At 61.5% G+C, this 14,360-nt stretch carries 14 protein-coding genes; 5 read left to right on the top strand and 9 right to left on the bottom strand.

Going from position 1 to position 14,360, the window contains the following annotated elements; all coding sequences use genetic code 11:
• The first annotated feature begins 53 nt into the window (after positions 1-53).
• The gene (locus tag ACGYLQ_RS10835; RefSeq protein WP_394408057.1) at positions 54-395 is read left to right on the top strand and encodes a winged helix-turn-helix transcriptional regulator; all 342 of its coding nucleotides are present in this window, start codon (positions 54-56) and stop codon (positions 393-395) included.
• 410 nt (positions 396-805) lie between these two features.
• On the opposite strand, the gene ACGYLQ_RS10830 is transcribed toward ACGYLQ_RS10835, so the two are convergent.
• The 8 genes from ACGYLQ_RS10830 to ACGYLQ_RS10795 form a co-directional block, all read right to left on the bottom strand.
• Complete coding sequence (locus ACGYLQ_RS10830; protein ID WP_394442917.1) at positions 806-1,027, bottom strand: hypothetical protein; 222 nt, start codon at positions 1,025-1,027, stop codon at positions 806-808.
• A gap of 14 nt (positions 1,028-1,041) precedes the next feature.
• Positions 1,042-2,301, bottom strand: a complete 1,260-nt coding sequence (locus ACGYLQ_RS10825; protein WP_394423190.1) for a benzoate/H(+) symporter BenE family transporter — start codon at positions 2,299-2,301, stop codon at positions 1,042-1,044.
• A gap of 37 nt (positions 2,302-2,338) precedes the next feature.
• Positions 2,339-3,145, bottom strand: a complete 807-nt coding sequence (locus ACGYLQ_RS10820) for an enoyl-CoA hydratase/isomerase family protein (protein WP_394423191.1) — start codon at positions 3,143-3,145, stop codon at positions 2,339-2,341.
• Positions 3,146-3,180: 35 nt separating this feature from the next.
• Complete coding sequence (locus ACGYLQ_RS10815) at positions 3,181-4,710, bottom strand: AMP-binding protein (protein WP_394442915.1); 1,530 nt, start codon at positions 4,708-4,710, stop codon at positions 3,181-3,183.
• Complete coding sequence (locus ACGYLQ_RS10810) at positions 4,703-5,209, bottom strand: (2Fe-2S)-binding protein (protein ID WP_394423193.1); 507 nt, start codon at positions 5,207-5,209, stop codon at positions 4,703-4,705. The genes ACGYLQ_RS10815 and ACGYLQ_RS10810 overlap by 8 nt, the downstream gene beginning before the upstream one ends.
• Positions 5,197-6,024, bottom strand: coding sequence for an FAD binding domain-containing protein (locus tag ACGYLQ_RS10805; RefSeq protein ID WP_394442913.1), 828 nt, complete (start codon positions 6,022-6,024; stop codon positions 5,197-5,199). The genes ACGYLQ_RS10810 and ACGYLQ_RS10805 overlap by 13 nt, the downstream gene beginning before the upstream one ends.
• Entirely contained in the window at positions 6,021-9,005 is a 2,985-nt protein-coding gene (locus ACGYLQ_RS10800) for a molybdopterin cofactor-binding domain-containing protein (protein ID WP_394442911.1), read from the bottom strand. Before ACGYLQ_RS10800 ends, ACGYLQ_RS10805 begins: the two co-directional genes overlap by 4 nt.
• A 115-nt stretch (positions 9,006-9,120) precedes the next feature.
• Positions 9,121-9,975: an AraC family transcriptional regulator gene (locus ACGYLQ_RS10795; RefSeq protein ID WP_276155416.1), complete on the bottom strand. Its 855-nt coding sequence runs from the start codon at positions 9,973-9,975 to the stop codon at positions 9,121-9,123.
• A gap of 228 nt (positions 9,976-10,203) precedes the next feature.
• On the opposite strand from ACGYLQ_RS10795, the gene ACGYLQ_RS10790 reads away from it, so the two are divergent.
• Both ACGYLQ_RS10790 and ACGYLQ_RS10785 read left to right on the top strand, forming a co-directional pair.
• Entirely contained in the window at positions 10,204-10,407 is a 204-nt protein-coding gene (locus ACGYLQ_RS10790) for a hypothetical protein (protein WP_394423196.1), read from the top strand.
• A 1,124-nt stretch (positions 10,408-11,531) separates the two neighbouring features.
• Positions 11,532-12,011 carry a GNAT family N-acetyltransferase gene (locus ACGYLQ_RS10785; RefSeq protein WP_394408060.1) on the top strand — a complete coding sequence of 160 codons (480 nt, stop codon included), beginning with the start codon at positions 11,532-11,534 and terminating at the stop codon, positions 12,009-12,011.
• 94 nt (positions 12,012-12,105) lie between these two features.
• Here the strand turns inward: ACGYLQ_RS10785 and ACGYLQ_RS10780 are convergent, their stop codons facing one another.
• Positions 12,106-12,738, bottom strand: a complete 633-nt coding sequence (locus ACGYLQ_RS10780) for a tyrosine-type recombinase/integrase (protein ID WP_394374508.1) — start codon at positions 12,736-12,738, stop codon at positions 12,106-12,108.
• Positions 12,739-13,189: 451 nt separating this feature from the next.
• Between ACGYLQ_RS10780 and ACGYLQ_RS10775 the strand changes: the two genes are divergently transcribed.
• Positions 13,190-13,657, top strand: coding sequence for a DUF411 domain-containing protein (locus ACGYLQ_RS10775; protein ID WP_394442909.1), 468 nt, complete (start codon positions 13,190-13,192; stop codon positions 13,655-13,657).
• A gap of 94 nt (positions 13,658-13,751) precedes the next feature.
• Positions 13,752-14,189: a CBS domain-containing protein gene (locus ACGYLQ_RS10770; protein WP_394442907.1), complete on the top strand. Its 438-nt coding sequence runs from the start codon at positions 13,752-13,754 to the stop codon at positions 14,187-14,189.
• The last annotated feature ends 171 nt before the right edge of the window (positions 14,190-14,360 follow it).

The following is a 14,360-nucleotide window of genomic DNA, read 5'->3' as shown; positions in this document are numbered from 1 at the left end:
GTCGGTTGGGAACTTATGTAAGGCGAGAGTTACCAAGTGAAAGTCGTTACCAAATGGAAACCACCCAGAAAAAGGCACCCGGCCCCGGGGACCGGGACGCAGTTGATATCCCCTGCGCGGCGGACACGCTGCTGCGCAAGCTCTGGGGACAATGGAAAACCCATGTGATCTACGTGTTAGGCGATCAGCGTGCCTGCCGCTTCGGTGTGTTGCGACGCCAGATCACCGGCATCTCTCCCAAGGTGCTGACCACCCGCCTGCGGGAGTTGGAAGCCGATGGGCTGGTTTGGCGCGAACAGGAGAATACCATTCCGCCCAAGGTGACCTATGGGCTGACTGAAACAGGCCTTGCCGTGCATGCAGTGCTGAAGAGTCTTGAAAGGATTAAAGTCTAAGTGCGTAAAAAAACCGGAGTAAATCGGGTCAATCAATCTATCAAAACCCTTAGCAACGGGAATCGCAGCAACTTTTGAGTTGGCACTTATTGGTGCTTTCGGCCCAAAGCCGACATTCAGACCCGGTTTCGATGCCGCACTGCGGCTTCCCGAGACCGGCCATTCACTCATCATGCAGCATTCTCGTTTGGTAGAAGTCAGCAGTGCGGACTTTCCTTCCGTTCGGCTCGAGTGCTCGATTTGCGCTGCAAATGCGAAAGTCGTCAGGAACGGAGGGTGGAAAGCGGTCGTTCTTTTTCCGTGCAAAGAAACATCAAGATACCCTGGGAGAGTTGCAACCCAGCCTTGGAACTCGGAAAGAGTGACGGCAAAGTGCCTCGACACTCTTGGACCAATTTAGCGAACAACCCTCAGCCGCCCAATTCGAATTGGTTCGGCATCATGTTCAGGAAACGGAAGACTACGAACGGCGGCAAGGCCACGCACGTCGCCGCGCCATGTTGTCGGAACGCCAGCGCACTGAACGAAATCAAATATCTATCTTCTTGCCGCCAGTTCGACAGGATCGCGGCGGCGGCCAATAAAGCAGTTGTGGGGGGCGCTGGCACCCCCCATTTGGATCGCTCGTTCAAGATAGCACCGCTCTTCAGGACGCCGGAGTGGCCACAGGCTTGGATATGACCACCCGTTCGTTCAGCATCGACACCGCGGCACCTGCGACCAGGGCCCAGAAGGGCGCACTGATGCTGAGGAACGACACGTTCGACATCGCTACGATCAGCGCGACAAAGGCACCGATCTGGTGGCCCGCCTTGCGGTCGAAGGCGGACTGGAACGCGCTGAGAAGGACGGTAATCATCGCCAGACCCGCCACGGCCCCGATCAGCGGTCCGGGCAGCGCCATGATCAACGGCACCGCGACCCCGGCGAAGACCCCGAAGGCCGCGAACAGCACGCCGTTCAGGACCGTGGCCGCATAGCGCCCCTCGGGGTTCTCGCCGGCCTGATCGGACGAACAGATCGCCGTCATGGGCCCTGCAATATTGGCGTTATGGCCGCCGATCAGTCCCGCCAGCATGCCGCCGATGCCCGAGATAACGGTCATCGCGTTGATCGGCGGGCGGTAACCCTCGGCGTAGAGGACCCCGATAGCTTGAGCATTCTCGGCGCCGATGACCAGCACGGCCAACGGCACGGCAATGGCCAGGAAGGCGTCGACGGTGAACACGGGCGTGGTAAACTCCGGTGCGACAAAGCTGATCGCCGCCTCGCCGCCCTGAAAGCCTCCCGTCAGGGTCACGGCCACGAGGCCGACGACAAGTGCCGTCAACACTGGCGGCACTGCGCGCAGGAACCGCATCGACAGAAAGAAGGCGATGGTCGCGGCCCCGACCACGATGGGCAGCTTTTCGATCGAGGTGACCGCTCCAATACCGAAACGGATGAGTGCGCCTGCGATCATCGCCATCACGATTGGCATCGGCAGCCAGCGCATCACCTTGCCGATGAGCCCGGTGATGCCGAGAACGAACACCATAGCGCCCGCCATCAGAAACGCTCCGACCGCCTGTTCGAAGGGAAACGTGCCAAGCGCGCCCGCGACCAGCGCTGCGCCCGGGATCGAATAGGCCCCGGTCACCGGCAGCTTGTAGTAAAGCGCCATGATCAGGCTGATTAGCCCGCCAAGGCCATAGATCGCCAACAGCCAGGCTACTGTCTGTCCCTCGGTCAGCCCGCCATTATTGGCCGCCCCGATCACGATCAGCGCCGGGCCCGAGCATCCGAAGATTGCCGCGACCAGTCCCGCGCTCGCTGTCTTGATGCCCAGCGCCTCGCGTAGGCCCGATAGGCCAGCGCGGAAGCCCGGACCCCTCTCGATCCAGTTCGATTGTCCTGTCTGTTCCACTTTTGTCTCCTCCCTTTAATGTGGTTGCTTGGCCGGCTCAGCGGCCGGTGAACACGGGCTTGCGCTTGGCGTGAAAGGCCTCGACGCCCTCGCGGAAATCCTCAGATTGGCGCAGGCGACTGTAGTTCAGCCCCTCCATCTCGATCGCGGTGCTGAGAAGCGCATCGTCGGTGTCGTTCAGCAGCTTCTTCGCGGTGCGCTGCGCCATCGGTGAAAATTCGCGCAGCTCGGTGACCAGGTCGGTCACCGCCTGTTCGAGATCGCCGTCGGGCACGCATTCGGTGGCGATACCCCAATCGAGTGCTTGTTGACCCGGGATGCGCTTGGATCGCATGACGATGTCCTTGGTGCGGGTGACGCCGACGATTTTCTGCAGCCGGGCAGAACCGCCCGAGCCGGGGATCTGACCCAGCTTCTGTTCGGGCAGCGCGTAGCGACAGGTCTCGGACACGATTCGGAAATCGCAGGCCAGCGACAGCTCGAAGCCGACGCCGAACGTGTAGCCACGATTGGCCGCGATCACCGGCTTGGTGCAGCGCGCAGGCGCGGCAATGTTCCAAGCCAGATGCGAGACGTGCTCGGGGCTTGCCTCAAGGAAGCCTTTGATATTGCCACCCGACGAGAAATGCTCGCCTTCGCCCGAGATCACGATGATGCGCACGCGATCATCGGCATCGAGAGCCTCGAAGACAAGGCGCAGCTGATCGCGTGCGCCCATCGAGATGACGTTGTAGGGCGGTCGCGCGAGAATGATGTTGGCGCGTTCATTGCTCGCATCGAGCTGCACGTGAAAGCCGTCGAGCTCAGCGAGGCGCGGATCGGTGAAGGTAAGGGTTTCGGTCATGTGAGCGTCTTTCATGTCAGTTTCTTTCCTTGGATTCATGCGGGTGTGGTCTCGGTCGGCTCGGCCTCGTATTCGCCTGCGACGAGCAGACGGCGGAGGAGCTTTCCGACCGGGGATTTCGGGATTTCGCGAACGAAAACGTAGCGGCGCGGACGGCGGAAATTGGACAGGTCCGAGTTGCGACAATGGGCGTCGAGATCGCCTTCGGTAACATCGCCGGCGCGCTTGACGAAGGCGGCCACGACCTTGCCCCAGCGCGCATCCGGCAGGCCGACCACCGCAACTTCGGCCACAGCGGGGTGCAGCGAGAGGCAGCTTTCCACCTCGACGGGTGAGACGTTCTCGCCTCCAGTGATGATCATGTCGTCGGCGCGGCCCGTGACGAATAGATCACCGTCGTCGTCGAAATGGCCGCAGTCGCCGGTGAAATACCAGCCGTCGCGGATCGCCTTGCGGTCCGCCTCGGGGCGGTTCCAGTAACCCTCGAAGGCCTCGTCGCCTTGCATGCAGGCAACGATTTCACCTTCCTCTCCCGGCGCGCAGGTCTCGCTGACATCTTCTGCGCCGAGCGGCACCACGCGCAAACGCTGGTTGATCGCCGCGCGGCCTGCCGATCCGGGCTTGGCCACGGCGTCCTGGCAGATGGAGAAGGTGTAGATCTCGGACGAGCCGTAGTGGTTCACGAAAAGATCGGGCTGAAAGACCTTCGCCAGTTTCTGCAACAGGCCATCGGTCATCGACGCGCCTGCAAAGCCCAGCTTGCGCACGCTTGCAACACGGTCCGGCGTGAATGCGGTGTGGTGGACAATGTCGTGATAGAGCGTCGGCACCAGATAGAGGTTGGTGACCCGATGCGTCTCGATGGCGTTCAGCGCGCCCGGCAGGTCAAAGCGCGGCAGACAGATGAAGGCACCGCCGATCACGCTGGCCGACAGAAGCGACCGGATGCCCATGGTGTGATAAAGCGGCATGACGCCCAGCGTCCGCTCGCCGTGATGATACATGTTCTGAGCTACATGGGCGATGGCGGCGGCGCGCTCGGCACGGTGGCGACGCGGCACGCCCTTTGGCTTCGAGGTCGTGCCGGAGGTATAGAGCATGACCGACAGCTCCTCGGGCCCAGCTTGTGGCACGGCGTCGGGCGCGTGCCCCGCCAGCAGCGCCGCGAGGCCCTGATCGCCGCCCAGCGGTATGACTGTCAGGCCGTGCGCCAGCACCGATCCGGCTACTGCATCGGACGCGGCATCATCATGCACCAGCACGCGGGTCGCGCTGTCGCGCAGAGCGTGGTCCAGCTCATCGGCGGTGACGCGCCAGTTCACGGGCGTTATGACGATCCCGGCAAGTTGGCAGGCCCAATGCAGCGACGCATTCTCCCACCGGTTCTGCATTGCCGTTACGAGTGTATCGCCCTTGCGCAGGCCGATCTGGCCAAGCCCGTCCACCAACGCGCTGATCCGGCGATACCAGTCGGCATAAGTGATTGTCTGGTCCCCTTCGGCAATGGCCATCGCGTCGGGGTCGCGTTCCACGGACGCGAGAAAGCTGGTTCCGAGGTCAAGCATCGATTGGTCCTCCCTTGATGCGGTTGCGGGCGGCCAGCGCCGCCTGAACGATGGGCGCGTAACCCGTGCAGCGGCACAGATGCCCCGAGAGCGCCTCGCGGATCGCGTCTTCATCCGCGTCCGGTTGGCGCGAAAACAGCGCGTCGAGCGTCATCAGGATGCCCGCGGTGCAGAAGCCACATTGCAGCGCAAAATGTTCGCGAAAGGCTTCTTGCAGGGAGCTCAGCGCATCTTCAGTCGCAAGCCCCTCCACTGTGCGGAGCTCACAGCCCTCGGCCTGCTGAGCGAGCATCAAACAGGCGCGCGCGGGCTCCCCGTCGATTTGGACCGTGCACGCACCGCAGACGCCGTGCTCGCAGCCCACATGGGTGCCGGTCGCGCCGATCTCTTGGCGGAGGACATCCGTCAGCAATGTGCGTGGCGACACACGCGCCGAAACGGAACGTCCGTTCAGAGTGAAGCGCACCGGGTGCGTCTCGTCTTGGGTTAGTCGCGGCATGACAGTGCCTCCTTCAAGGTTGCGCGGCCGAGCTGCCGGACCAGATCGCGACGGTAGCGGGCGGTCGCATGCAGGTCGTCGCGGGCCTGCAAATGCCAGGCGAACTCATTCAACCGGTCATCGAGTCCTTGCGCCTCTGCGGGCAGATCGAGCGTGCGGGGCGTGTCAGCGACGCCGCCCACGCTCAGCGTGGCGGTGCCATCGGGTCGGGCGATGGCGGCGCAGGCGACGATGGCGAAATCACCATGGCGGCGGGCCACTTCGCGGAAGGCATATCCGGTGCCTGTCTGGCGGCCCGGGAAAGTGACCGAGGCGATCATCTCGCCGGGGGTTAGGTCGGTGGACATCATGCCCTGGAAGAAATCGCGCGCTGCGACGGCACGTGTCTTGCGGCGGCGGCGCAGGGTCACGGTGCCGCCGAGGGCAATTAGGCAAAGCGGCAGCTCAGCGCTGGGATCGGCATGGGCGACAGAACCGCAAACCGTGCCGCGATTGCGCAGTTGCGTGTGTCCGACCCATGGCAGCGCGGCGCGCACCAGCGGCAAGCGGTCCGCCAGATCCGGCCAGCGTTCAAGCGTGCTCTGGCGCACGGCGGCCCCGATGGTGACGTTATCGCCCTTGGCCTCGATCCGAGACAGCGCCGGGATGCGAGTGATGTCAACGAGTGTGGCGGGGCGCGCGAGGCGCATGTTCAGCATCGGCATCAGCGACTGGCCGCCCGCGATGACCCGTGCCTCGGTGCCACCTTGATGCAGTGCTTCCAGCGCTTCGCCCATCTCCGTGGCGGCGACATAGTCGAATGGGGCGGGCTTCATGACCGGCCTCCTTTCGTGATGCGGTGGAAAAGGCCCATGAGCCGCGCCAAAGGCCCGCCGCGCGTGCCGCCGCCGCAATGGCGGGCCAGCGCGCGGAAGAACTCGCCGATCACGACCTTGGCTGCGCCGTCCAGAAGCCGCCCGCCGACCGAGGCGACCTTGCCGCCGATCTCGGCCTCGTAGCGGTAGGCGATCTCGGTGCCGTCGTCGGTGTCGGTCAGTGTGATGCGGCCGTGTCCGCCACCGGTGCCAAGCGCGCCAACAGCTTGGCCCGACAGCGTCACGGCGTTGGGCGGGTCGAGGTCCGACAATTCAATATCGGCCTTGTAGCGGCCCCGGACTGGCCCGACGCCCAGCGTCACATCCGCCTTGAAGCGTGTCTCGCCGACCTTCTGCACGCCGTGCGAGCCGGGAATAATTGCATCGAGCGTCGCGGGATCGAGCAGCATCTGCCAGACATCGGTGCGGCTGGCCTGCACCAAGGCGCGGCCTTCGCCCGTGAGCTTGCGCCCACCCACCGTGGCCTCGGCCTTCGTCTCGGGCACCGGGTCTTTCGGGGCGGGCTCATCGCCGAAGATATGCGGCGCGAGCTTGGCCGCGGTCACCGGGAGGACGATGTCTGGTGCATCGCCTTCGGGGGCCAGCGCGTCGGCCACGGCATTGGCGATGCAGACGGGTGTTGACATACAGTTGCCTTCGCCCACACCCTTGGCACCGAGCGGTGTGAAGGGCGACGGCGTCTCGTGATGCAGGATGACCGGTTCGGGCACCTCAATCACCGTGGGCAAGAGATAATCGGCCAGCGTGCCGGACTGGAATGAACCGTCCGGACCGTAGGCATATTCCTCAAGGAACGCCGCGCCCACCGCCTGGGCAAAGCCCCCGCGCACCTGTCCTTCCACCATCGCGGGATGCAGGATGCGCCCGCAATCGTGCATAGTCACATATCGGTCGATCTTGGGTTCGGCTGTCTCGGGGTCGATTTCGACCCCACAGAAATCGAAGATGAACCCGTGACAGAGCGAAGAATTGATCCCGTCCTCGGCTGTCGGAGCCTCCAGTTCGGGTGGGCTCCAATAGACCGTCTCGCGCAGGGTTTGATCCACGCCGTCCGGCACGGTGCCCGGCGACCAGTGCGCCGTGGCGGCGACCCGCGCGAAGGACAGGCCGTTGTCAGGATTGTCCCTGGCGCGTATGCGGCCCGCCTCGAAGGACACGTCCTCGAGCGCAATGTTCAGCTGCGTGGCCGCGACCTTGGCCAGCTTGTCGCGCAGCCGCGTTGCAGCGATCTCGGTCGCACCAGCGACCGCCGGGGCAAAGCGCGAGGCGTAGTTGCCCGAGGCGATGGACCAGGCATCGCGCATCGTGTCCACATCAGCCAGAACCCGCACCGCCTCCATCGGCAGGCCGAACTTGTCGGCCACGACCTGCGCCAGCACGGTCCGGTGGCCTTGACCCTGCGGGACCGAGGCGACCTTGACCGTAACCGAGCCGAGCGGGTCGATTGCGATGGTTGCGGTTGCCTGCGCGCCGTTCTTGGGCCCTGCCTTGGCACGCTCTTCAGGGGTCAGGACGGTGGTGATGTAGCCCATATTCGATACTGAAGGCTCAACAACGCAGGCAAAGCCGATGCCATAGCGTCGGCCTTCGGCGCGGGCCCTGTCGCGGCGGGCGTAAAGCTCGGCAAGACCGCCTTCGGCGACCGCGCGGTCCAGCGCCGCGGCGTAATCGCCCGAGTCGTAAAGCGCACCGCTTGCCGTGCGGTAGGGAAACGCCCCGGCAGGGATGAGGTTGCGGCGGATGACCTCCAGCCGGTCCAGCCCAAGCTGCCGCGCGATGGCATCCATCAGCCGCTCCAGTGCGAAATAAATCTGCGGGCCGCCAAAGCCGCGGTTAAGGCCCGTTGGCGTCTTGTTCGTCAGCACGACACGATTGCGGATCGCCAGATTCTGGATGTCGTAGGCACCGGTCATGTTGCCGTGCATCCGGTAGAGAGTGGCGGGCTCCGGCGCGCGCAGATGGGCACCGCAATCCTCGATCTGATCCCAGTCGAGTGCGGTGATCCGACCATCCGCCTCAACCGCCGCTTCAATCCGGGTTTGCCGATTGGTCGCAGAAACGCTGGCCGACAGATGCTCCAGCCGGTCCTCGATCCACTTGACCGGCGCGCCCGCGATGCGCGCGGCGATGCCCGCGAGGATCATGTAGGGAAAGACGCCCTGCTTGATCCCGAAAGAGCCACCGGAATCGGGCGGTGTGCGCAGCCGCAGCCGGTTGCCCGGCACGTTCAGTGACCGGGCAACCACCGCGTGGATCGAGAAAGGACCCTGAAAATTCGCTGTGACGTCATAGGCATCCTCGCCCGGCTCGTAGTTGGCGATCACGCCGTAGGTTTCGATGGGGGTGCAGGCGCTGCGCGGATAGGTGACGTCGACGCCGATGCGGTGCGGGGCGGCCTCGAACGCCGCTTCGGGATCGCCGTAGCGGAAGCGCCTTTCGTTAATGAGGTTTCCGCCGAGGCTGGGATGAAGCACCGGCGCATCGTCCGAGAGCACCGCGACGGGATCGACCACTGAGCCGAGCGGGCCATAGTCAACCGCGACCAGATCTGCGGCATCCTCAGCCAGGTAGCGGTCGGTTGCCACGACCATGACCAGCGGTTCGCCGACATAGCGCACGCGATCCACCGCCATCGGCCAGCATTCGACATCGGCCTTCACGCCCACGGTCATCGACCGGGTGCGCGCAGCGACGTCCTGTCCGGTGATGACGGCGACGACGCCGGGCGCGCGGGCCGCCTCGGTGGTGTCGATCGACCGGATGTCGGCGTGTGCGTGCGGCGACCGCACGAAGGCCAAAGCCAGCGTTCCGGGTGCCACCGGCAGATCATCGATGTAACGCCCGTGCCCCGACAGGAGTGCCGGATCCTCGACGCGTGCGACCGAGCGGCCGACGAGTGGCTCTGTAACGGTATCTTTCATGTCTCCTCCCGGCTTGGCATGGGCAAGCCCTTGGGAAGTGACGTTAGGCGCGCATCCGCAGGCCCCGCGATCCCGCCAGGTCTCGGACCTTACCGAGGAGTCTCAAAAACCGGGGTCAGCCGCTGTCGCGAAGCGCCGAGACATCGCGGAAGGTGCTCGGCGAGGAGCCAGCATGGTCATGGAAGAAGCGCGAGAAATGCGCCGGCACTGAGAAGCCCAAATCGGCAGAGATGTCGGTGAAGCTGCGGGTGTCGTTGGCGACTGCCTGCACCGCGCGCTCGACCCGCTGGGTGTTCAGATAGACACGCGGAGAAATGCCGGTCTCGGCCTCAAACAACCGGAAGAAATGCGCGCGGGACACGCCGCTTTCGCGTGCCAACCACTCCATCGAAGGGATGCGAGCCGGGTCCGCTCGCATCAAGGCCTGGGCCCGCGCGATCCGCCGGTCGGGCGCCCGCATTGCTGTGGCCCGCGCCCGAAGCGACGGCTGCACCTCGCGCCAAAGCGCCAGCCGCTCGATGATCGAAACCATCAGCCGCCCGATCAGCCGCTCATGTGTTGCGGCGTCGCCTGGGTCCTGCACCATCGCCTCGGCGGTCTCGCCGACCTGACGGCGGATCTGCGGGGTGATGGCGCCGCCCGGATGGGGGAAAAAACCCGGTCCCGCACTCGCTTCCCAATTGTCGCGAAACGCACGTAGCCAGATCGGTTCAATGTAAAGCGCGAGGATGATCGTCGGCGGCTGGCCTGCGCGGTGCACGTAGCTGTGGTGCTCCCAAGCGTTGATGAGCACGGCGCTTTCGTCGGTCAGCGCCACGCGCCGACCGCCAACGTCAAACTCGGTATCGGCACCCTCGACCTTCAGCAGCACGTGGCATTGTGCATGGGCATGCTTGACAAGGGGCCGGTCCATATCAAGCAGAGCGACCCGCCCGAACGTCCCGATAGCGATCCTCAGAGCAGACGACATCAGGAATCGTTACCAATTTTCGCGAACCTGTCAATCTCGCTCGCCTGCAGGTCTCGTGACGGTCAAGCGTTTCAGAACATCGCCGACGGCACTTGATCAGGCTGTAACTGAACGCGTTTCGCGGTTGGCGGATACGACGCCTGATCAATGTGGTCGCAATCTGGTCGGCTTAATAAATCTATTTCGTTGGTGCGGAAATCGCTCCACTTAGCGCGAATGCACTTCACTATGCGCAAAACCCCTTCGGCGACACAGAAGCAATTTCCTTTTAGTCGCATGGGGCGTCATCATCTCGATGTGGTCCGCATCAAGATCCGCGACCTTCAGGCAATCGAGTCCGTTCTCGCACAGACCATCGCACATTGCACCGGGTCCGACACCCCTGATTGCCCGCTGCTCGACGTGCTTAACGACGGGTTGGCCAAGCCATAATGGGTAGCAAGGGCGCCCGAATAACTGCCGTTCAGGCAAGGCGCAGCGAAAGTCCGCTATCCGCCCTTCTTTCCGGCGGCCTTCGCAGTCGCAGCACTGAGCGAGCAACAGCAGCAAACGGCAGGAAGGTCCGCAGTGCCGCCGCTCGCCCTCCGGTTTGACGCTGATTTCGTTTGCAAGTGCAGCGAAGGTCGGCAGTGAGCCCATTCCGTTGAAAAACTATTTGCTGCAACTGCAAACTTCTAAAATGTGGGGAGCTGTTCTCCGATGAGCCAATAGAGACCCGGTGTGACGTTGAAATTTCCATACTTTGGAATTTTGCTTTGCCGAAATCGGCTTCAGCGCGCTGCAGGAGGGTTTTTCAACACAATCAGCCCAAAGCGCCTGATGTTGCGCGATTCACCAGCGACGGCTTCAGCAATGAATATTAGCTGTTGCCAATCGATAAATTCAAGGAGTTGTACGGGTTGCGGGCATCAGTTTGTGCATTCGAGGTGTCACGCCTTTCCAATTTCCCGCCATCGCGGTTCTAAGGAAACCAACTTGCACAGCCCGGTTCACGATTTGGTAGTCAGTTCAACCACGCCAGATAGATTGCCATGACAATCCACACCACGACAATCTGTGCCACCATGGCAATGATCAGAAACTTTGTCCGGTTGTAGTCCTTTTTTACATCGATCTTTTTCATTGGTGAATACTCCAGTTTGCAGGACCGTGCTGTCTTTTACATATGTGGAGCTGAACCGAATACAAGCGACAAGAATGCAATGCTGCCATGCCCGATTCGTCCTGCAAAGCCGGCCTCAGTGCTCGATGCAGCTAATGGCAGGAACGAGCCCAAACTGACCGCGTTGGTCGTAGGAGGCTTCGCAGTGGCAGCATGGGCGTGCTTGTCGTGATCGGCCCTTAGCTGCCGTTCGTCAGTCATTCGGTACGCTGCGTTGCGGCCCGTCTAAGCGGCCATTCGTGCCACTTGCAGCATTTTCGGAGACTGAAGGTCGGCAGTGCGGACAAAGCAGACATCTTCTGACTTGCTATGACTAGCAGGACATTTACCTTCGCAAACACAGGTATGGGAGAATGAAACTGTGCAGAAAATAGCGACATCCAATCCGAATTTCATGATCCAACACGCTTCTCCGGATGATGCGGGGCTTGTTGTCGAATACATGAAAAAACTGGGCGCCTATCAAAAGATGTCGAACAAGATCACGGCAACTGAGCCTCAGATCAAACGGCTTCTGAATGAAAAACTGGGCGAGGCGCTGTTTGGATACTACAAGGGCGAAATTGCGGGCTTTGCCTATTTTTGCCAGAAGTCATCTGCATTTACTGGACGGTCAGGAATCTATATCGATGGATTCTTCGTGGATACGAAAGTCCGCCATCAGGGTCTTGGCAAGATCATTATGGGGTATCTTTGCTCTCTTGCCCTCGAGAGAAACTGCGAGATGATGGAATGGGGGGTTCTGGACTGGAACAAACCTACCATCGAATTCTACAGAAGCCTTGGCGCCTATAGCGTAGACGAGATGACGATTTTCAGGTTTACGCCGGACGATCTGAAATCAAATGCTCTGGCATTCGAGGGCAAGCCATAACCATCTGTGATAGACGGTTTGGGCTCGTTCCGGCCGTCCGCCGCACCAGGTGCGAATGGCGGCACTGGGCCGTCCGTGACGACGGCCCAAGCCTTCAGATTTCGATAGCTTCGGCGATCACCAGCGCATCTTCAAGCTCGACGCCGAGGTACCTGACAGTGCTGTCCATCTTGGTGTGACCCAACAGCAGTTGGACCGCCCTCAGGTTGCCTGTTTTCTTGTAAATCTGCGTAACTTTCGTTCGCCGCATCGAGTGCGTGCCATAGGCGCTTGCCTCCAGACCAATGGATGTCACCCAGTCACGCACAATGCGCGCGTACTGGCGGGTAGAGATGTGAAGCCGTTCGTGAAAACGCCCAGGCCAGAGGTATTCGGATCCGACCATCAGCGGTTCCCGCATCCATCTTACCAGCGATGCACGGGTGCCTTCGGAGATTTCGAAGCGCACAGGTTTCTGGGTCTTGCTCTGAAGAACCGACGCGCGTTCCTTGATTTGGCCGGATGCCATAACATCGACCACCCTCATTTTCACCAGATCGCAGCCGCGCAGCTTGCTGTCGATGGCAAGATTGAAGAGGGCCAGATCACGGTGGTTCTCGGCCAATTCCAGCCGCACCCTGATCGCCCAGACGTGTTTGGGCTTGAGCGGCCTTTTCTGGCCGACGATCCGGCCTTTGTTCCAGGCTGGGCGCAAGGCGCGGATGGCCGGTAAGTTTGATGTTTCCATGATGGATCCTCCCATCCACCACGCCCTCCCACATCGACAACCCGACGTTGACAAGACATCATATCACATGATGCTGCGCTGCCTCCGAGGTCCGCAGTGAGCCCAAACTGACCGCGCAAAGGTCGGAGGCCATCGCAGTTTCAGCATAAGGTGATCCGAAAAGGATGGCCCAAACCTGCCGTCCGCGCTCCATCTACATGCTGCTTCGCAGCTTACCTAAAGCAGACACTGATGCGTTGCCCAGCATGATCGGCTCCCATGATCCATTCAGCGGACCTTGCTCCCGTTTGCCGCAGCACCGTGATACAGGCGCGAAAGTGAAGTGACACTCGACATCCTGCGCCTGCTCTTTTTCGGCCGTGCTGCGCGGAGGAGCTGGTCGAACCAACTCGCCGCGATACATACTGCACACTCTACGCTACCAGAGTTTGTTTCCTTGGAAGGACTTCACATGACCCTCACACGCCGCCGCCTGCTGGCCTATTCCGCGAGCTTTTTCGTCGCTGCGCCATTTGCGGTTCGGGCTGAAGAAAAGCCCACCATCCACGTGATGAAAGATCCTAATTGCGGTTGCTGTTCGGCTTGGATCGACATCTTGGAAAATGACGGTTTTGACGTAACCACTGAACGCAGCTTTGGGACGCTGTTGACCCGGCACAAGTTGGACAGCGGCATCCCGCAGAATATGACCTCCTGTCACACCGGCGAGATCCAAGGCTATATGATCGAAGGTCACGTCCCCCCCGCCGACATCCGCAAACTGCTGGCCGAGCGCCCCGATGCCACCGGCCTTGCCGTGCCGGGGATGCCCTATGGCTCACCAGGTATGGGGCCAGAAGATGAACGCGAAGCCTATGAGGTCTTTCTAATCTCCCGGGACGGCAGCACAAAAGTGTTTTCACATTACGACCCCGCGTGAGGACACTGCGCTGGAACTTGCTGAAAAAAAAGGTGACAGGAACCTCAGCGTCCGTCTTTTGGTTTGCACTTTGTCAACCAAAGCAAGGAGTAAGATGATGCAAGTTCAGGACATCATGACAAGCAATCCCACCTGCTGCGGCCCCGACACTTCGATTCAGGAAGCGGCAACCCTTATGGCTGAAAAGTCTGTCGGCTCCATTCCGGTGCTTAATGATGCCGGTGAGCCCGTTGGCATCGTGACGGACCGCGATATCTGCTGTGGTGCCGTTGCGCAGGGCAAGACGGTCGAGACGCCGGTTTCAGAAATCATGTCGAACGACCTTCTGACCGTGTCTGCTGACGACGACGTTGAAAGCTGTTGCAACAAGATGGAAGAAAAACAGGTTCGGCGTAGTGTGGTCACCGACGAAAGTGGTAAATGCTGTGGCGTCGTCGCCCAAGCGGACGTCGCCCGAGAGGCCAGCGGGGCGGAGACCGCGGAGTTGGTGGAAGAAGTTTCGCAACCCAAGGAGAAATCGGGCTGCTGCTGACAGCTCAATGAGCCCAACGGTTCATCCGGATAAGGGCTTTCCGTTTTTGCCAATGGAAAAGATTAGAACGCGGTGTTGGACCGCGTTCTAATCAGGCCTGTTGATTGTCACTGAGAACTGACCCGGTATTTTCACCGAGATTTGACCCACCCTCAGTTATGCGTCGTGGTT

Origin of the sequence: Sulfitobacter sp. 1A12779 (assembly GCF_043557315.1) — a bacterium.
Classification (GTDB): domain Bacteria; phylum Pseudomonadota; class Alphaproteobacteria; order Rhodobacterales; family Rhodobacteraceae; genus Sulfitobacter; species Sulfitobacter faviae.
This window is presented reverse-complemented; position numbering and strand designations above follow the sequence as displayed.